This window comes from Streptomyces sp. NRRL WC-3605 (genome assembly GCF_001509795.1).
Lineage (GTDB): Bacteria > Actinomycetota > Actinomycetes > Streptomycetales > Streptomycetaceae > Streptomyces > Streptomyces viridochromogenes.
The window spans coordinates 59,235-76,636 of sequence record NZ_LLZN01000064.1 but is presented as its reverse complement, the minus strand read 5'-3'; the positions used below and the strand labels follow the sequence as shown (position 1 = coordinate 76,636).

The window sequence follows — 17,402 nt, the reverse complement described above, 5'->3', positions numbered from 1 at the left end:
ACTCGTTCTCACGTGCTGCCTGCACGAGATATGACCGGGCAGCGGCCGGCGCTGTGACACATTGCTCGCATTCCGGGAAAACCTCCCCGGGCCGCGGGCTGTCCTATTCGACGAGCTTTCCGTCCACCGACACGTCCTCCATCAGGGCCGCGATCTCGTCGGGGACGGGACCGACCGGCTCGCGGGTGACGCCCTGGGCCGGGGACCAGACGAGGTTCACCTGAAGCGCGGGGTCCATGTCGGGGTAGTCGCTGCGGTTGTGGCATCCGCGCGTCTCGCGCCGCTCCAGCGCCGCCTCCAGGGTGGCCCTCGCCGCCAGTGCCGACGACTTGAGGTCGAAGGCGTGGGCGAGGTCCTGGAAGCCCGCGATGTCCGGATGGACGCCGACGTTCTCCATGCGCTTCTCGATGGCGTCCAGCTCCGCCAGACCCGTGCGCAGCCCTTCCTCGTCACGGACCACGCCCGCGTGCTCGGTCATCGTGTTGCGGATCGCCCGCTGCAGGGCGCGAACGTTCTCGGGTCCGTCCGCGGCGAGCAGGTCGTCGACGTCCGCCCGCGCCTGTGCCACCGCGGCGGCCGAGCGCGGCTGCGCGGTCAGTGACTCCGAGTAGGCGGCGGCCGCCTGTCCGGTGATCCGGCCGTACACCAGCAGCTCGATGAGGCTGTTGCCGCCGAGCCGGTTGGCGCCGTGCAGTCCGCTGGAGGCCTCGCCGATGGCGTACAGGCCCCGCACGTCCGTGCTGTGGTCCTCGGGGCGGACCCACACCCCGCCCATCGAGTAGTGCGCGGTGGGCGCGACCTCGATCGGATCGCGGGTGATGTCCAGCATCTGCAGGTCGAGCAGCGTCTGGTAGACGCGTGGCAGCCGGTTCATGATCGTCTGCCGGGGCAGATGGGAGACGTCGAGCCACACCCCGCCGTTGGGTGTGCCGCGGCCCTCCTTGATCTCGGTGTAGGAGGCGAGGGCGACCCGGTCGCGGGTGGACAGCTCCATGCGTACGGGGTCGTAGCGGCTCATGTACCGCTCGCCGAGCGCGTTGCGCAGGATGCCGCCCTCGCCGCGGGCCGCCTCGCTCACCAGGGTCCCGGCCGCGTTCTCCGGCTCGATGATGCCGGAGGGGTGGAACTGGACGAGTTCAGGGTCGCGCAGCCGGGCTCCGGCCTCCACGGCCAGCCGGAACGAGTCGCCGGTGTTCTCGTCGCGCCGGGAGGAGGTGCGCCGCCAGATCCGGGTGTGGCCGCCGGCCGCGAGGATGACTGCGTCCGCGTGCACGAGGTAGCGCCTGCCGTCGGCGAGGCCGAAGCCGTAGGCGCCGAACACCGCGCCGTCGTGGACCAGGAGGCGGGTGATGTAGACGTTGTCGAGCACCGGTATGTCCAGCTGGTTCGCGCGCCGGATGAGCGTGCGCTGGATCTCCAGGCCCGTGTAGTCGCCCGCGAAGGCGGTGCGGCGGAACTTGTGGGCGCCGAAGAAGCGCTGGGAGATCCTGCCGTCCTCCTCCCGGGCGAAGGCCATGCCGTAGCGCTCCAGGTCGTCGATGCCGAGAGCGGCACCCCTGGTGACGATCTCGGCGGTGCGGGGGTCGCCGAGGAGGTAGCTCTCCTTGAGGGTGTCGGCGGCGTGCTGCTGCCAGGTGTCCTCGGGGTCCATCGTGGCCAGGGCCGCGTTGATCCCGCCGGCGGCGAGAGAGGTGTGGGTGTCCTCCTTGGGACGCTTGCCGACGGCCAGGACATCGACGCCGGCCTCGGCCAGCTCGATGGCCGCGCGCAGGCCCGCTCCGCCGGTGCCGATCACCAGCACCGTGGTGGAAAGACGTTGTTCGGTGGCAACCACGATTGCTCCCATCGCTCGGGGTGGTCACCAGGTACGACCGGATGGAGCGAGGGTTTGTGACAACGGTGTGCCCGCGTGCGGGTCAGGCCCCCAGGGACAGCACGTAGGGGTCCAGCTTGACCGGGTTCATCACCCACATGATGCGCTCGATGCCGGCCTCGGACGCGTCCACGCACAACAGGGCCACCGGGGCGTCGTCCCGTGCGACGAGAACGGCGGGCCGGCCGTTGGCCTCGACGAACCGGGTCTCGGCGTCCGGCCAGAACCGCGGGGCGAAGGCGGCCAGGTAGCGCGAGACGTGATCGCGGCCGATGACCGGGATCCTGGACGCGCCGCGGATGCCGCCGCCGTCCGAGTAGCTGACGACGTCCGAGGTCAGCAGTTCCTCCAGCGTGGAGAGGTCTCCCGTGCGTGCGGCGGAGAGGAAGCCTTCGAGCAGACGCCGGTGGGCCGCGGCGCTGACGCGCTCCTTGCGTTCGGCACCCAGGTGCTTGCGTGCCCTGCTGACCAGCTGCCGGGCGTTCGCCTCGCTGGTCTCCAGGATGTCGGCGACCCGCCGGTAGGGGTAGTCGAACGCCTCCCGCAGCACGTAGGCGGCGCGTTCGGTCGGGTTGAGCTTCTCCATCACCAACAGCACGGCCAGCTCGACGGCCTCGGCGCGCTCCGCCCCCAGGTGCGGGTCCTGGGTGGTGTCGACCGGCTCGGGGAGCCAGGGTCCGACGTAGGACTCCCTGCGTACCCGCGCGGACTGGGCCAGGTTGATCGCGAGCCGGGTGGTGACCGTGGTCAGGAAGGCGGCCGGCTCATGGATCTGCGCGCGGTCGGTGTTCTGCCATCGCAGCCAGGCGTCCTGGACGATGTCCTCGGCCTCGACGGCACTGCCGAGGATGCGGTACGCGATGCCGAACAACCGGGGTCTGGCCGAGAGGAACTCGTCGAGACCGCTGTCGGATGTGTCGGGGTGGGCGCCAGCGCGCATGGGTCGTCCCTTCTGGCCTTGCGCCCTACATGCTACGCGCGAGGGGGAGGGGTACGCGCTGCGGGCCGCATCCGCCCACGCTATCGCCTTCGCGCGCACCGGTCACACGGTGGCAATCGCCGTGCGTGATCCGCTGGATCCGTCCCTCGCCCCCGCTGCCCGCCCCCTGCTCCGGAAGACCGTCGTCGACGGGTGAAAGGACCGCTCGAAGGGGCCGGTTGTCACAGACGAGCCCGGTCCCCGGTCACCAGTGACGAACGATGTCCACGTCCACGGAAGGTGCAACACAGTGTCGGACAACATGACAGCGCACGACCACTCCGCCCACGGCCACCACGGGCACGGCGATCAGGAGGGGACCGCCGGCTGGATGACGGCGGCGAAGGTGCTCCAGGACGCCGCACCGTTCACCGTCCCGGAGGGGGCGTCGGCCATGACCATTCTCGTCGAGTGGGAGCCGGGCGACCCGGGCACGCCCCCGCACCGACACTCCGGCCCCGCCTTCGGCTACGTCGTCGAGGGCGCCGTCCGTTTCGAGCTCGAGGGCGAGCCCGAGCGGGTGGTGGAGGCGGGCGGCACCTTCTGGGAGCCCGGCGGCGACGCCATCCACTACCAGGACGGCAACGCGCTCTCCGACGCGCGGACCCGGTTCGTGGTGACCATGATGTGCGCTCCGGGCAAGCCCATGCTCGAACTCGTCGACGAGAAGGAACTGGCGGAGCGCGCCCACCTGCGGGCACCGCGCCCGACCGCCTGAGCGGGCACGGCACGGACCCGGCATGGGCACGCCCGTCGTCCTGGTGCACTGCCTGTTGACGCTGCTGTTCGTGGCGGTGCTTCTGCACGGGGTGGCGCTGGGTGTGCGATCGCCCAGGACCGGGTGCGGTGACCGGGTGGACCGGCTGCTGGCCGCCGCCATGGCCCTGTCCATGGCGGCGATGCCCTGGATCGACGTCCGCGCGGGGCCCGCTGCCGTCGCCGGCGGTGCCTTCACCGCCGGCGCGGTGTGGTTTCTCCTGCCGGTCCGCCGGCGGGAAGCCGGGGGGACGACGGCGACGACCCACCGGCTGGCGCACGCGGCAGGTATGGCCGCGATGGCCTGGATGCTGCGCGTGCCCCATCCGGCAGCCGGAACGGCGCACGCCCACCCCTGGCCCGCCGTCCATCCGGCCGGGCCCGGCGCTCCGGGTGCCGGCGTCCCTCTAGGCGGATCCGCGATCACGCTGTCGCTGGCGCTCTGTCTGCTGTCGTACGCGCTGTGGTCGCTGACCCGCCCCATGCCCCCGCTGCTCTCCGGCGTGAGCCCGGCGCGCCGGGCCGCGGCGGCGGCGCCGTCACGGCACGTGGGTGAGGGGGCGATGGCGCTCGGGACGGCCGTGATGCTGCTCCTGCCCCACTGAGCGCGGGACGAACGGGCGGGCGGGCGCCCGGGCACCGCGAGGGCGCGGTGGTCCGCGGTCAATCGGCTCATGACCACGGATCCACCGCGCCGGACGAGGCGGGCGCCGGTCAGGACGGGCCCTCGTACACCGCCTTGCTCCGCATCAGGAAGTCGGAGAGATAGCTGTCGTGGGGGACACCCGGCGCCATCCAGTGGGTCGGCTGATCGCCGAAGTACACGTTGGCGATGCTGGGTTCCGCGACCAGGGCCTTCCAGAGGCCGCGGTCCCGGGTCAGCGCCGACAGCACGAGCGTGTCGCGCAGCGGCGCCATGCCGTCCGCGCGGTTCCAGGGGGCGACCCACACGCAGGGGAAGGGCAGTTCGGTACGCAGTTGAGGGGCTCGGGCGCTCGTGGTCTGGTGCACGGCGGGGCGCAGTACGGCGCTGCCGTCTCCGAGGTCGTCGGCGATCCCGTCGCCGCCGAGCCAAGCGTGTGTCCCGGTCGCCACCGTTCTCAGATACGAGCTGAGGGCTCGGGCCCGCTCCCGCGGGCACACCGGCAGACGGGCCCTCTCGTCCTGCGGGGGAAGGCTGGGCAGGACGGCCAGACGTGCCGCGAGGGCCTCGGCGATCGGGGCCGGGTCGCCCTCGACGAGGATGGCGGTGGCATTGACGCACGCGGTGCCGCTCTCGCCGGCGACGGACGCGACGAGGGCGTCCAGGTGGTCGCGCCAGTCGGTGTCCGCCGTGATGAGGATCTTCGACCGCCCCGGCCCCTGCGGCAGGATCCGCGCGTCGTGCGCGTACTTGGTCACCACGTCGTCGCCGCCGTACACCACGGCCCGGTCCGCGCCGTGGACGAGCGTGTCGGCGGTCGCGTGGTCGGTGGGCAGCAGCATGAGCTGGTCGTCCCGGATACCCGCCTGACGCAGCGCGGCGACGAGACGGTGGGGGGTGAAGGGCTCACGCCGGGACGGGCGCACGGCGACGCGGTAACCCAGCGCCAGCGCCTCCAGCCACACACGGTGTACGCCGGGATGGTTGCCGGACGCGTTGACGGCGAACACGTCGCCTTGACGCGCCCACACCGTGTGCGTCTCATGCAGGACGGGGTCGCCGAGGTCATGGGCGGCGCCGCGCGGCCTGCCGCGGTCGGCGGACGAGACGGCGTGCCGTACGAAGTGCGCGGTGCCCCGGGTCGTGGCGCGCACCACGGCGAGCGGCGTGCCCGAGGTCCGGCTGACGAGGCGTTCGTACTCGCGGACGCTCAAGCCTGCCACCGTGCCCGCGGCGAAGGCCTCCCCGGCGGCGGCGAACACGGTCTCCAGGCCGGCCGCGGCGATCGGCGGCGCCTGGCGCAGCGCACCGATCGCCCGAGCCACGTACAGCGGGGGCACCAGACTCAGCCGTGCGATCGGCGCGCCGGACACGTCGGTCACCGTGCTCGGTACACGTGTGCGGTAGGTGCCCCGCGGGCCCAGGGCGTCGAGGTGCGGCGGCGCGGTGGTCGCTGCGGGGGTCATCAGTAGACACCCTCGATGACGGTCCCGCCCTCGACCGCGGGAACCGGCGCGACGTCGGCGACGGCGTCCCCGGCGTGGCCCCCGGCCGGGCGGACCCGCACCGCGGTGTCCCGCTCCCTGTTGTTGGGGATCAGCATGGACTTGCTGACGTGGCTCACCACCACCTGGCCGCGCTCGCCCTCCGCCACCGGCTGCCCGGTGCCGGGATCCACGACGCTCAGGAAGACGTACGGCGAGACCGGGTCGAACACACACGGTTCCGACGCCGCGAGTCCGACGCGCTCCACGAGCGCGGTGAGCATCATGGTGTTGCCGTACATGCCGATCACCGGCACGTCGGGAAACACCTCGGTCCGCAACAGGTCCCGGGTGTCGGGATCCATGTGGGTGCCGCCCCAGATGATCGCCTGGGCTTTGCCGTTGATGACCTCCACCAGGTCGCTGTCCCGGGCGAAGCGCTCCAGCATCGGCGTGGTGGCGGCTATGACAGCGATGTCCTGCCCGAGCAGGATGCTCCGGCACTGGTCCACAAGATGGTCGGTGTAGGCGTCGGCCTCGTCGCGACGGCCCGCGGCGACGAGCTTCTTGACCCAGCGGGGATCCATGTCGACACCCAGCCCGGGGCTGGCGAGACTTGCCGCGGCCCGTCGCAGCACATCGCCCACGAGGTGCGGGCCGGTCGGCGCCACGGTCAGCCACAGTGCGCCGACGGGCAGTCCGTGGTCGCGGAGCCGGCGGCTCACCTGCTCGCCGCCGTGCCGCGCCCAGTCGTCCATCTGCACGACCCGCTTCGGCGCCCCGGTCGTGCCGCCGCTCTCGAATACGTGCAGCGGCCTGGCCTGGGGCCCGTAGCCGCGTGGGACGAGATCGGACACCCGCACATCGCGCAGCTCGTCCGTCAGATCGGGAAACAGCGCCAGGTCCGCCACGCTCTTGACGTCGTGGCGGGGGTCGAAACCGAGCCGGTCGACCCGCTCCAGCCAGTACCGGGACCCCGTCTCGGGAGTGAAATGCCACTGCATGGCCGCCCTCACGTAGTCGTCGGGGTCCACCCCGTCGAAGGGGCCGGCGTTCAGAACGGTCGATGAGCCGATCGGCATGGACGTGCCTTTCTCGATGTCGCTGAGGTCGGACGCGTGAGAGCCGCGCGTCCCGGGCGGTCCCGCGGGCCCGTCCCGCTCCCGCAGAGAAGACCGAGGGGTGCGGACGTCTGTGACAGCCAGGAAACGCGGCTGCGCCCGCGCCGCCGGCACACCGTCACAACCACACCCGTCGTCCGGTCTGATGACTGGGCCGCAGCCGACCGGCGGTGTGCCGAGGCCGAGGGAGAAGTCATGCGACAGGGACTGCGGATCGTGCGCGTCGACCAGGGCGACGAGCCCCGTGTGGCCGCTCTGCACCGCCGGTGTTCCGCCGACGCCCTGTGGCACCGCTACCACCGGGCCATGGGCGACCCCGGCACCTACCTGGGGCCATTGCTGTCCCGGCCCCGCTCCGTGCACCTGGCGGTGCAGGCCCCCCGAGAACGGCTCGTCGCCATAGGACATCTGCTGCCGGACGACGGTGACGCCGAGGCCGCGCTGCTGGTGGAGGACACCTGGCAGAACAGCGGGCTGGGCACCCGGCTCCTGGAGGAACTCGGGCGGTTCGCCGTCGTGTCGGGCGTACATGAGGTCTACGGCGTCGTCCACCCCGACGACGCCCGCATGGCGGCCGTGCTGCACCACGCCGGCGTTCCGCTGCGCAGGGTCGCGGAGACGGGCGGTGCGGCGACGGTCCGGGCCCGGACGCAGGACATCGGCCTCGCCCTCGCCTGCTCGCCGGTGCGCCGAGGATGGTGGCGACGCGGTGCTGGAAAACACCATGTGTCTCAGTCCTCCGTTCGCTTCTGGGCCCAAGAACCCGCAGTTCAGCGGGTTCTCCGGCGCTCCTTCGAGGATGCGTCGCCTACGTGCCGAACCTGTACAGTGCAAGAGGTGTGACAACATTGCATGAGATAGTGTTTCGACGGTCGCCCGACGGCCGGGGGTCGCCCCGCGGTGCGATGCGGGCGGCTACCTGCGAGGGGATTGTGATGGCCGAGCTGTTCGGGAGAAGCGCTCGTGATCGCGCGGGCCGGCACGGAAGGGAACCGGTGACGGTCTCGTGACGACACTGCATGTCACCCTGCTCGGCGGGCTCCGCGAGGCAGCCGCCGTACCACTGCCCGCGCCGGAAGGCGCACACGGCGCCCGGTCGCCGCGCCGCTTCGCCCTGGAACTCCACGTGCCGCACGAACGGCACGCGGCACTGGATGCCGAACTCCGGGCCGCCGCCGCACCGGACGGGACGTACCTGCGAGGCACCGACGCGATGTGGCGTGTGCTGGACGGCTGGACCGTCGTGGCCCACGGCCCGCGCACGGGGATCCACCGGTACCGGGTGGAGATCGAGGAGGTCGAGCACGCCGCGCGGGCCGCCGGCCGAGCCGAGGACGAGGTCGCGTCGGCCGAGGCGGGCGAGCCGCCCGTAGGCGAGAGCACCGACGCCATGCGGCTCGAGTTGGCCGTCCTGGTTCTGCCCGTCTCGGACGTCGACCGGGCGAAGTCGTTCTACGAGGCCGTCGGATTCCGGCTGGACGCCGACCACGCCATCGACGCCTCCTACCGTGTGGTGCACATGACGCCACCGGGATCCGCGTGCTCGATCCTGTTCGGGACCGGAGTCACCACGGCCGCCCCGGGCTCGGTGCGGGGCCTGCACCTCGTCGTCTCCGACATCGAGCGGGCCTGCCGGGAACTCGAGGCGAGAGGCGTGGTGACCGGCGGAATCTTCCATGACACCAGCGGTGTGTTCCACCGCAGCAACGACGAGAAGCGGGTCGAGGGACCCGACCCGCAGCGTCGTGACTATCACTCCTACGCCGAGTTCAGCGACCCGGACGGCAACGAGTGGGTGCTCCAGGAGGTGCCGGCGCGGGGCTGAGAGGCTCGTGCGGTCTCAACGGTGGGGGTGGGCGTCCTCCGGCGACCCGGATCGACGCTCATCTCCGCCGTGTGCCGTCGCGGTGCCGCGCAGGGTCTGGAGGGACTCGGCTGTCGACGCGATACGCGCGTTCACGACCTGCACGGCCTCACGGAGCTGCCGCAGCCGCCCTTCGAGAGCGGTCGCCTCGGCCGTGAGCGACGCCGCGACGGTGGCGGGGTCCGCCTGAAGATCAACGCCTTGGGACATCATCCCGGTCCTCCTCGGATCGTGTCGGACACCAATCCCCCTACTGACCGGACAGGGGGCGCGCTCGTGACAGCCGGAGGCGTCGTCCGCGCGACGGGGCGGGTGGTGAGCCGTGATACGCGGTGGGGCCGCGGCCGGCACGCCCCGGGTCTCAGCAGGCTTCCAGGACGTAGTCGCCCAGAACGTGCTGTCGTATGCGCTGCACCTCGGCGTGATCGGGCTCCACGGGCACGTGGCCGCGGGCGTCGCGCTCGGGGGCGCTGTTGGCCCGGCGCACCGCCGCGCACACGGCTTCGGCGCTGTCCGGCGCCTCGCCGACGACGTAGTACTGCCAGACGATCCGGGAGCCGTCGGACCGGCACGGCAGCCCGACCAGCCAGGTGCGGGAGTCCTTCGGTGTGCTGAACATGAGGTGTCATCTCCGTTCTCTGCCGGCAGCGTCGGCGGCGATGGCGGGTGGGGCTCCGTGAGGAGTTCCGCCCTTTCTCCATTGACTGGACAGCGCCCTGGTTCGTGACAGCGAAGGGGCCCGTCGCAGCTGTCTCCCGTCAACTGCCGTGGCACGGCTCACGCATGGGCTCCTCGTGTCACAGATACGTGTGCGTCGCTGTCTCATGGGCGAACAGATCGGGCCAGGCAGGAGAAAAAGGGTGCGCGTTCCGCGGGCCCACGACACTCGTGCGTGGAGCCGCCATCCCCTCTCGCGCACGAAAGACCACTCATGAGCATCCTCATACCGCGGCCGGACGTCCCGGCCGCCGATCGCTGTGGAGGACGTCGGGCTCGCGAGGCCCGTCCGCGTGGGGACATCTCCTTGTGCCGCGACCTCCGAATGGTGCTGCTGTCCGAGGACGAACAGGACGCGGTCCACGTCCGGCGGCTGCTGCCGCACCGGCTGGCCGATGCGCTGGTCCGGCACACGAGCGTCGAGGAAGGATGCGGCACGTCCGGCGGTGACGGCCCGCTGTGCGTTCTGGTGGGCGGCGCACCGGCCGGACGGACCCTGGCCGACGTCGTCACCCGGGTCCGGCGTCACGCTCCGGACGCGGCCGTGCTCGTACTCGAGGGCACCCACGCGTCCGACGCCTTCCGCTCCGTCGCCGACTCGGTGCAGGGCCGGGCCGATCACCGCGGCGGCGCTCCCGACGAGTTCCGCCGAAAGATCTGGGTCGCTCTGCAACGTGCCGCCGCGGGGCGCACCGTGGCGGGCGAGGAGATCGCCCGGGACAACGCCGTGCTGGAACGGGGCCTGCTGCCCCACCTGACGCTGAGGGCGGACGGCTTCACGACCGCCTTCCACTACGCGCCGGGTCGCGCGCACACGTTGCTGGGCGGTGACTTCTGCGATGTGGTCCGCGGCGACGACGGCAGCCTCCACGTCGTCATGGGCGATGTGTCCGGGCACGGTGCCGCGGCGGCCGCCCTCGGTGTCCACCTGCGCCTGGCATGGCGCACGGCCGTGCTGTGCGGGCAGAGCCAGCTGGAACAACTCCGTCTGCTCGAACGCATCCTGACCGAGGAACGTACGGAGGAGGACACCTACGCGACCGCGGTGTCCCTGGTCCTGTCGCCCCGCCGCCGCACCCTGCGGACGGTCACCGCCGGCCACCCGGGGTTTCTGCACCGGCACGGGGGAGGGGTCCGATGGGTGGAGCCGCCGCCGGGTCTCCCGCTGGGACTCTTCCCCGGGCAAGGGGACTGGTGTGAGAGCGAGATGGCGATGCCGGACGGGGACGGCGTCGTGCTCTTCACGGACGGCCTCTACGAAGGGCGTACGGCCGGCGGACGGCTCGGGGAGGAAGGCCTGCTGAGGCTGGCCGGCCGGCTCGCGCATCTGGAGGCGCAGACGTTCGTCGACGCCCTGGTGCGCGGGGTGTCGCAGCTGGCCGCTCCCTTCGGTGGGCTACGGGACGACGTGGCGGTGCTTCATCTGTCCTGCGACGGAGAGGGCGGGGCCTGATGGCCCGTCGACCGCGGTGGCGACCCACGGACGAAGCCGGTTCCCGCCCGGGGAAGGGGCGGGAACCGGCCGGACCATGCGCCACGGCGGTGGATCTCGCAACTCGCCCTGGGGGGTATCTTGCCGATCAGGCCGGGCTCCCGACCCGGCCTGATCGACAAGACACCCCCTAGTCGACAGCCCGGTGATGGGCGAAGCGCGACACCAGCGGCGGTTCCATCAGCCAGCCGTGCGCCCGGCCCTGCCGTGCGTGCGAGGCGCCGGCGGTGTCGCGCAGGAGAGCGAAGGCCACAGCCGCGCCGACGGCGAGCAGGCCCGCGCACAGGGGCATGGCCCGGTCGAACGCCGCGTCGAAGGAGGCGGGGGAGCGGTAGGCGTCCGGGCCCATGCCGACCAGCAGCGGCAACGCGGCCACGGCGACCAGCCCGGCCGCGCGCGCGGCCGCGTTGTTGATCCCGCTGGCCAGACCCGCGTCGGCGGCCTCGACCGAGGCCAGCAGGGTCACGCTCAGCGGAGCGACCATGACGACCATGCCCGTGCCCATCACCAGCAGGGCGGGAAGAACGTCGGCGACATAGGAGGCGTGCGCACCCACCCGCGCCGTCATCAGCATGCCCGCCCCGCACACCACGGGCCCGACGGTGAGCGGGACACGCGGTCCCAGGCGCTGGGCGAGCATGCCGGAGCGGGCGGAGAACAGCAGCATCAGCACCGTGCTCGGCAACATGGCGGCGCCCGCCGCCAGCGCCGAGTAGCCGGCGACGATCTGCAGCTGCAGGGCGGTCAGGAAGAAGAACCCGCCCAGCCCGGCGTAGACGCACAGGGTGATCAGGTTGATGGTCGTGAACGCTCGTGAGGAGAAGATCGACAGGGGCATCATCGGGTCGCTGCCGCGCCGCTCCACCAGCAGGAACGCCGTGCCGGCCGCGATGCTGCCGACGGCCGCGGCAAGGGCGACGGGACCGCCCGCGCGGGCTTCGGTCAGCGCGTAGGTGGCCAGGGCGAGTGTCAGTGCGCCCAGCGCCGCACCGGCGAGGTCGAAGCCCCGCCTGGACGGGCTGTGTGCGCTGGTGGCGACGGCGGGCTGCCGAGGCCTGCCGACGGACTCCGGGACGTGGCGCAGTGCCAGGGGCACGCAGAGCAGGGCTGGGGGGATCGTCAGCAGGAAGGTCCAGCGCCAGCCGGGACCGTCGACGAGCCATCCGCCGAGGAACGGCCCGAGTGCGGCCCCGATGCCGCCGAAACCGGACCACAGACCGATGGCGCGTGGCCGGTCGTCCGGGTGGAAGGACGCTTCGATGATGGCCAGTGAGCCGGGGGTGAGCAGCGCTCCGCCGACGCCCTGGAGAGCGCGGGCGGCTATCAGCGTGGTCGTGTCGGGAGCCAGTCCGCACAGCAGCGACGCCGCGGCGAACCAGCTGATGCCCAGAACGAAGATCCGGCGTCGGCCGAAGCGGTCGCCCAGGGAGCCGCCCAGCAGGATGAGTCCCGCCAGGGTCAGCATGTAGGCGTTGACGGTCCACTGCAGTGCCGCGAGGTCGGCGTCGAAGTCGTCGCCGATGTGCGGCAGCGCGACGGTGGTGACGGTCGAGCCGAGCAGCACCACGCTGGAGCCGAGCACGGTGGCCAGAAGCGTCCACCGGCCACGGGCGCCGGCGATGCGCAGGTAGGCCGGGTCGCTGGGGGCGGGGGAGGGGGGCATGTCGTCTCCTTGGGACTGGGGGCCAGGAGGCGGCCGGTGCGTTCGTGCCGGGCAGCGGGTGCGGCGGGTCGGTCGTCTCGTGGACGCACGGGTGCGCTGCGTGGGTGTGGGGGGCGTGGGGGGCGCGTCGTGCGGGCCCGGTGCGGTCGTTCGCCGGTGGGCCTTCGCGCGGGACCCGGTTCGCGTGGTGGCGTCGTGTGGGCGCGGTGTGCGGGGGCCCGTCTCCCGCTCGCTGTGCCGGGGCGAGCGGGAGACGGACGATGGGCGGCCGGCGGGCCGGAGCGTTCGGGTCAGCCGAACATGCCCGGCTGGTAGCCGCCGGCGGGCTGCTGGTTGATGACGTTGATGCGGTTGTAGGCGTTGATGATCGCGATCAACGAGATCAGCGCCGCGAGCTGGTCCTCGTCGTAGTGCTTGGCGGCGTCGGCCCAGGCCTCGTCCGACACCCCGCCCGCCGCGTCGGCGATGCGGGTCCCCTGCTCGGTGATCTCCAGCGCCGCGCGCTCGGCGTCGGTGAAGACGGTGGCCTCGCGCCAGGCGGCGACCAGGTGCAGCCGCTGCTGGTCCTCACCCGCGGCGACGGCGTCCTTGGTGTGCATGTCGGTGCAGAATCCGCAGCCGTTGATCTGGCTGGCCCGGATCTTCACCAGTTCCTGGGTGGCGACGGGCAGCGCCGAGTGCACAGCGGCCCCGGCCGAGTTGAGGTGCTTCATGACCTTGCCCGCGAGAGCGTTGCCGAAGTAGTTGATGCGCGCGTCCATACCGGAATCCTGAGAGTCGAGTGAGAGTGAGGTGAAGTGATGCGAATTCGCTGCGATTTCGGAGCCCTGGGCCCCGTGCTCGCCGCTACTGCCGGCTGGTCCAGTCGGCGAAGTGCGTCTCGCCGAGCTGTGCGTCGGGGCCGGGCAGCAGGTCGGACTCGCCGAGGGCGGCGCCCCAGTAGAGACCGTTCGGGTCCGTCACGACCGTGCGGGGGTCGTTGTGGGCCGCGAGTCCCTGGCGGATGAAGTCCTCCAGGGTGAAGGTGTCGGGGCCCGCGACCTCGACGATTCCGTCGACCGGGGTGCCGACCGCCGTGCGGCCCACGGCCGTGGCCACGTCGCCCGAGAAGATGGGCTGGATCTTGATGGGGGCGACGGACACCGTGTCACCGCTGGTCGCCGAGTCCGCGAGGGTCTTGGCGAACTCGAAGAACTGCGTGGCGTGGACGATCGAGAACGGCACTCCGGAGTCCCGGATCATGTCCTCCTGGACCTGCTTGGCCTGGAAGTAGCCGGACTGCTGGAGGCGGTCGGTGCCCACGACGGACAGGGCCACGTGGTGCGTGACGCCGGCGGCGGCCTCGGCGGCGAGCAGGTTGGCGGTGGAGGCGCGGAAGAACTCCATCACCGCGGTGTCCTCGAAGGACGGGGAGTTGGAGACGTCGACGACGACGGAAGCGCCCTTCAGGACGTCGGCCAGACCTTCACCGGTGACCGTGTCGACTCCGGTGTTCGGGGAGGCCGCAACCGCCTCGTGACCGTGTGCGTTGAGCTTGGACACGACCTTGGAACCGATGAGTCCGGTTCCGCCGATCACTACGACCTTCATGGACTTTCCCTTCACTGGTGGTGCACGGTGCCCGGGCCGGCCGTGGTGGTCCACGGCACCGGCCGCGATGGCTCGTACCCTCCTGACCAGGCGGCCCCGGCATCTGTGACAGGGCGGCGCACGCCGGTCGTCGCGGACCGCACCACGACGTACGGCAGGCGGGCCCGGCGCCTGCGACGGCGACAGCGAACGGACAGGACCACGGGTGGGGACAGACCGAACAGGCCGCCGATCTGTGACAGCCTCGGCGTGCTTTCAGGCGTGGAAGTAGTCACAGCCTCCGTCAGCCCGGAGGGCGAGGGCTCGCGGGTATCGTGGCCGGGATCCTTCCGAACACCGCTGTGGGAGCCCTGTTCCCCCGGATCACGCCGAGGAGCCGAGTCGCATGATCGCCAGCCCGCTTCCCGACCTGGTCGGTCGGCAGCGTGAGTGCGCGGCGCTCGACGACCTGCTGGCCGGCCTGCGGGACGGCGGTTCCCGCGCCCTGGTCGTCCGGGGCGAGGCGGGCATCGGCAAGTCGGTGCTGCTGGAGTACGTGGCCGCGCGGGCGTCGCGGGTGCGGGTGACCTGGGCACGCGGTGTCGAGGCCGACATGGAACTGCCCTACGCGAGCCTGCACCAGGTGTGCGCGCCGTTCATGGACGGCGTCGAGGAACTGCCACAACCCCAGCGTGACGCGCTGCGCGTGGCGTTCGGAACGGCGGTCGGCGATCCGCCCGACCGCTTCCTGGTCGGCCTCGCCGTCCTGACCCTGCTCACCCGTGCCTCGGAGACCCGTCCGGTGCTGGTGCTGGTCGACGACGCCCAGTGGCTGGACCAAGTGTCGCTGCAGACACTCGAGTTCGTCGCCCGACGGCTGCTCGCGGAGCCGGTCGCCATGGCGTTCGCGGTCCGCGACCCCGAGGGGCGGTCCGCGCTGGCGGGCCTGCCGGCGCTGCAACTCAGCGGCCTCGACGCCGCCGCGGCGGGAGAGCTCCTGGAGAGCGCTGTGGGGGGACGGCTCGAGGAGCGGGTCCGGGATCGGTTCGTCGCCGAGACGCACGGCAACCCGCTGGCGCTGCTGGAGTTCTCCCGCGGCCGCAGCGCCGCCGAACTGGCCTACGGCGTCGACGCGTCGAGCGCCCCGGTCGTCCAGGGACCGGTGGCCAGCCGTGTCGAGCGTGACTTCGCCGGGCGGCTCGGCGCGCTGCCGGCCGCGACCCGCACCCTGCTGCTGATCGCCGCGGCCGAACCGGTCGGCGACGTACGCCTGTTGACCCGCGCGGCCGCGTCCCTGGGCATCACTCCGGACGCCGCACCGGCCAAGGCGGCCGGCCTGATCGAGTTCGGCGAACCCGTACGGTTCCGGCACCCGCTGGTGCGCTCGGCGGTCTACCACGGAGCCGACCCGGAGGAACGGCGTGCGGTGCACCGGGCCCTGGCCGAGGCCACGGACCCTCTCCTGGACCCCGACCGGCGCGCCTGGCACGCCGCGCAGGCGGCCGACGGACCGGACGAGGAGGTCGCCGCCGGACTGGAACAGGCCGCCGACCGAGCCCGGCAGCGCGGTGGCATCGCGGCGGAGGCGGTTCTGCTGGAACGGGCGGTGGAGGTGACGCCCGATCCCTGGCCGCGCGGGCGCCGGGCCCTCGCGGCGGCCGAGGCGCACTTCTCGGCCGCCGCGCCCGAACGGGCCACGGAACTTGCGGCGGTGGCCGACCTGTACCCCCTCAGCGTCCTGGACCGGGCCCGCCTGGCCCGGCTGCGGGCCAGGATCCTGTTCGCCCGCAGCCGCAGCGACGAGGCGGCACCCCTTCTGCTGAACGCGGCCGCCCAGTTCACCGCGGCGGGATCTCCCCTGGCGCGGGAGACGTACCTGGAGGCGATCAGCGCGACGATCTTCGCCGGCCGGGTCCATGGTCCGACCGGCGCCCGCGCAGCGGCGACCGCGGCTCGCGCGTCCGGGGCGCCCTCCTCGGGTTCCAAGGCCGCCGACGCTCTCCTGGACGGTGTGGCGGCCCTGCTCGCGGACGGCTCACAGACGGGCGTCCCGGCGCTGCGCGAGGCGCTCGACCTGCTCGAACACGAAGAGCTCCGCACGCGGGAGGCGACCGTACGCTGGCTGCTGCTGGCCCCGGTCGCGCTCGAGGCGTTCATCCACTGGGCGTGGGACCTGCAGGCCTGGGACACACTGTCGAGTCGCGCGGTGCGCCTGGCCCGCGACATCGGAGCGCTCGGCACCCTGCCGCCGGCTCTGATCTACGCCGGCGGGGTGCACATCCACTACGGCGACTTCGCCGAGGCGGACCGGATGATCGACGAGGCCGACGCGATCGCCGCCGCGACCGGGCACGCCCCGCACAAGTACGCCACGCTCGTCCTGGCCGCGTGGCGGGGTGAGGCGGACGTCGCCGCCGGCATCATCGAAGAGGCCAGAGAGCGCGCCGTGCAGCGGGGCGAGGTGTCCCTGCTCGGTGCCATGGGCTACATCCAGGGAGTGCTCTTCAACGGACTGGCCCGCTACGAGGAGGCGATGGAGGCCGCCCGCACCGGTATCGAGCACGACGGGTTCAACTTCACCGGTCTGTCCCTGGTCGAACATGTGGAGGCCGCGACGCGATGCGGTGAACTCGACCAGGCCCGCGCCTCGTCGGCCCGCCTGACCGAACTCACCCGCGCCGCCGACTCCGGATGGGCACGCGGCGCGAGCGCTCGCAGTGAGGCCCTCCTGGCCGACGGTGAGGCGGCCGACCGCCTGTACCGCACGGCGATCGAGGAATTCGGCCGAGGCGGGGTCGTCGTGGAGGTGGCACGCACCCACCTGCTGTACGGCGAGTGGCTACGGCGAGCACGGCACCGCGCGCAGGCCCGCGAGCATCTCCGCACGGCCCACGACATGTTCGACGCGATGCCGGCGCACGCGTTCGCCGAACGGGCCCGCCGTGAGCTGATCGCCACCGGTGAGCAGGTGACCGCGCGGGAGACCACCCCGGCGAACGCTCTCACCCCGCAGGAGTCGCAGGTCGCGGCCCTCGCCGCGGACGGCATGACGAACGCTCGGATCGGCGCCGAGCTGTTCATCAGCCCCCACACCGTGGAATGGCACCTGCGGAAGGTCTACGTGAAGCTCGGCATCAGCTCCCGCCGAGCCCTGCCGGGCGTACTCGAAGGCGCACGGGCACGGTGAGCCGGAGCCGGCGGACGTCAGGGCGGTGACGGCGTCGGCGCGACCGGGTGAGCC

The 17,402-nt window shown here is 72.4% G+C and carries 15 protein-coding genes; 6 read left to right on the top strand and 9 right to left on the bottom strand.

Features of this window, described 5'->3' with window-relative positions:
* Positions 1–103 precede the first annotated feature (103 nt).
* Positions 104–1,846, bottom strand: coding sequence for an L-aspartate oxidase (locus tag ADL34_RS21190; RefSeq protein ID WP_062671054.1), 1,743 nt, complete (start codon positions 1,844–1,846; stop codon positions 104–106).
* 70 nt (positions 1,847–1,916) lie between these two features.
* Positions 1,917–2,813, bottom strand: a complete 897-nt coding sequence (locus ADL34_RS21185) for an RNA polymerase sigma-70 factor (protein ID WP_062671052.1) — start codon at positions 2,811–2,813, stop codon at positions 1,917–1,919.
* A 301-nt stretch (positions 2,814–3,114) separates the two neighbouring features.
* Here ADL34_RS21185 and ADL34_RS21180 point away from each other — a divergent pair, with 301 nt between their 5' ends.
* Together ADL34_RS21180 and ADL34_RS21175 are read left to right on the top strand one after the other, a co-directional pair.
* Complete coding sequence (locus tag ADL34_RS21180) at positions 3,115–3,570, top strand: cupin domain-containing protein (RefSeq protein ID WP_062671186.1); 456 nt, start codon at positions 3,115–3,117, stop codon at positions 3,568–3,570.
* A gap of 22 nt (positions 3,571–3,592) precedes the next feature.
* The gene (locus ADL34_RS21175; protein WP_062671050.1) at positions 3,593–4,213 is read left to right on the top strand and encodes a DUF5134 domain-containing protein; all 621 of its coding nucleotides are present in this window, start codon (positions 3,593–3,595) and stop codon (positions 4,211–4,213) included.
* A gap of 109 nt (positions 4,214–4,322) precedes the next feature.
* On the opposite strand, the gene ADL34_RS21170 is transcribed toward ADL34_RS21175, so the two are convergent.
* Together ADL34_RS21170 and ADL34_RS21165 are read right to left on the bottom strand one after the other, a co-directional pair.
* Positions 4,323–5,717, bottom strand: coding sequence for an aldehyde dehydrogenase family protein (locus ADL34_RS21170; RefSeq protein WP_062671048.1), 1,395 nt, complete (start codon positions 5,715–5,717; stop codon positions 4,323–4,325).
* Positions 5,717–6,817, bottom strand: a complete 1,101-nt coding sequence (locus ADL34_RS21165; protein ID WP_062671046.1) for an AMP-binding protein — start codon at positions 6,815–6,817, stop codon at positions 5,717–5,719. The genes ADL34_RS21170 and ADL34_RS21165 overlap by 1 nt, the downstream gene beginning before the upstream one ends.
* Positions 6,818–7,051: 234 nt before the next feature.
* On the opposite strand from ADL34_RS21165, the gene ADL34_RS21160 reads away from it, so the two are divergent.
* Positions 7,052–7,699, top strand: coding sequence for a GNAT family N-acetyltransferase (locus tag ADL34_RS21160; protein WP_063892342.1), 648 nt, complete (start codon positions 7,052–7,054; stop codon positions 7,697–7,699).
* 547 nt (positions 7,700–8,246) lie between these two features.
* Entirely contained in the window at positions 8,247–8,681 is a 435-nt protein-coding gene (locus ADL34_RS21155; protein ID WP_062671184.1) for a VOC family protein, read from the top strand.
* 15 nt (positions 8,682–8,696) lie between these two features.
* On the opposite strand, the gene ADL34_RS21150 is transcribed toward ADL34_RS21155, so the two are convergent.
* Together ADL34_RS21150 and ADL34_RS21145 are read right to left on the bottom strand one after the other, a co-directional pair.
* A complete protein-coding gene (locus tag ADL34_RS21150) occupies positions 8,697–8,930 on the bottom strand; it encodes a hypothetical protein (protein ID WP_063892347.1) in 234 nt (77 codons plus the stop codon).
* Between the two features lie 151 nt (positions 8,931–9,081).
* Positions 9,082–9,339 (bottom strand): hypothetical protein, encoded by a 258-nt coding sequence (locus ADL34_RS21145; RefSeq protein ID WP_062671043.1) that lies wholly within the window; start codon positions 9,337–9,339, stop codon positions 9,082–9,084.
* 405 nt (positions 9,340–9,744) lie between these two features.
* Between ADL34_RS21145 and ADL34_RS21140 the strand changes: the two genes are divergently transcribed.
* Complete coding sequence (locus tag ADL34_RS21140; RefSeq protein ID WP_159038956.1) at positions 9,745–10,890, top strand: PP2C family protein-serine/threonine phosphatase; 1,146 nt, start codon at positions 9,745–9,747, stop codon at positions 10,888–10,890.
* A gap of 169 nt (positions 10,891–11,059) precedes the next feature.
* Here the strand turns inward: ADL34_RS21140 and ADL34_RS21135 are convergent, their stop codons facing one another.
* From ADL34_RS21135 to ADL34_RS21125, 3 genes are all read right to left on the bottom strand, one after another.
* Complete coding sequence (locus tag ADL34_RS21135; protein WP_062671039.1) at positions 11,060–12,592, bottom strand: MFS transporter; 1,533 nt, start codon at positions 12,590–12,592, stop codon at positions 11,060–11,062.
* 290 nt (positions 12,593–12,882) lie between these two features.
* Positions 12,883–13,353 (bottom strand): carboxymuconolactone decarboxylase family protein, encoded by a 471-nt coding sequence (locus ADL34_RS21130; protein ID WP_062671037.1) that lies wholly within the window; start codon positions 13,351–13,353, stop codon positions 12,883–12,885.
* 85 nt (positions 13,354–13,438) lie between these two features.
* Positions 13,439–14,182: an SDR family oxidoreductase gene (locus ADL34_RS21125; protein WP_062671035.1), complete on the bottom strand. Its 744-nt coding sequence runs from the start codon at positions 14,180–14,182 to the stop codon at positions 13,439–13,441.
* Positions 14,183–14,567: 385 nt separating this feature from the next.
* On the opposite strand from ADL34_RS21125, the gene ADL34_RS21120 reads away from it, so the two are divergent.
* Positions 14,568–17,348 (top strand): helix-turn-helix transcriptional regulator, encoded by a 2,781-nt coding sequence (locus tag ADL34_RS21120; protein ID WP_062671033.1) that lies wholly within the window; start codon positions 14,568–14,570, stop codon positions 17,346–17,348.
* The last annotated feature ends 54 nt before the right edge of the window (positions 17,349–17,402 follow it).

Bases quoted from the DNA above. Each gene is read 5' to 3' on its own strand.
- ADL34_RS21185 (WP_062671052.1), bottom strand. From the start codon at position 2,813: ATGCGCGCTGGCGCCCACCCCGACACATCCGACAGCGGTCTCGACGAG.
- ADL34_RS21145 (WP_062671043.1), bottom strand. From the start codon at position 9,339: ATGTTCAGCACACCGAAGGACTCCCGCACCTGGCTGGTCGGGCTGCCG.
- ADL34_RS21135 (WP_062671039.1), bottom strand. From the start codon at position 12,592: ATGCCCCCCTCCCCCGCCCCCAGCGACCCGGCCTACCTGCGCATCGCC.
- ADL34_RS21120 (WP_062671033.1), top strand. From the start codon at position 14,568: ATGATCGCCAGCCCGCTTCCCGACCTGGTCGGTCGGCAGCGTGAGTGC.
- ADL34_RS21155 (WP_062671184.1), top strand. From the start codon at position 8,247: ATGCGGCTCGAGTTGGCCGTCCTGGTTCTGCCCGTCTCGGACGTCGAC.
- ADL34_RS21175 (WP_062671050.1), top strand. From the start codon at position 3,593: ATGGGCACGCCCGTCGTCCTGGTGCACTGCCTGTTGACGCTGCTGTTC.
- ADL34_RS21125 (WP_062671035.1), bottom strand. From the start codon at position 14,182: ATGAAGGTCGTAGTGATCGGCGGAACCGGACTCATCGGTTCCAAGGTC.
- ADL34_RS21165 (WP_062671046.1), bottom strand. From the start codon at position 6,817: ATGCCGATCGGCTCATCGACCGTTCTGAACGCCGGCCCCTTCGACGGG.
- ADL34_RS21130 (WP_062671037.1), bottom strand. From the start codon at position 13,353: ATGGACGCGCGCATCAACTACTTCGGCAACGCTCTCGCGGGCAAGGTC.
- ADL34_RS21150 (WP_063892347.1), bottom strand. From the start codon at position 8,930: ATGTCCCAAGGCGTTGATCTTCAGGCGGACCCCGCCACCGTCGCGGCG.
- ADL34_RS21170 (WP_062671048.1), bottom strand. From the start codon at position 5,717: ATGACCCCCGCAGCGACCACCGCGCCGCCGCACCTCGACGCCCTGGGC.
- ADL34_RS21160 (WP_063892342.1), top strand. From the start codon at position 7,052: ATGCGACAGGGACTGCGGATCGTGCGCGTCGACCAGGGCGACGAGCCC.
- ADL34_RS21190 (WP_062671054.1), bottom strand. From the start codon at position 1,846: ATGGGAGCAATCGTGGTTGCCACCGAACAACGTCTTTCCACCACGGTG.
- ADL34_RS21180 (WP_062671186.1), top strand. From the start codon at position 3,115: ATGACAGCGCACGACCACTCCGCCCACGGCCACCACGGGCACGGCGAT.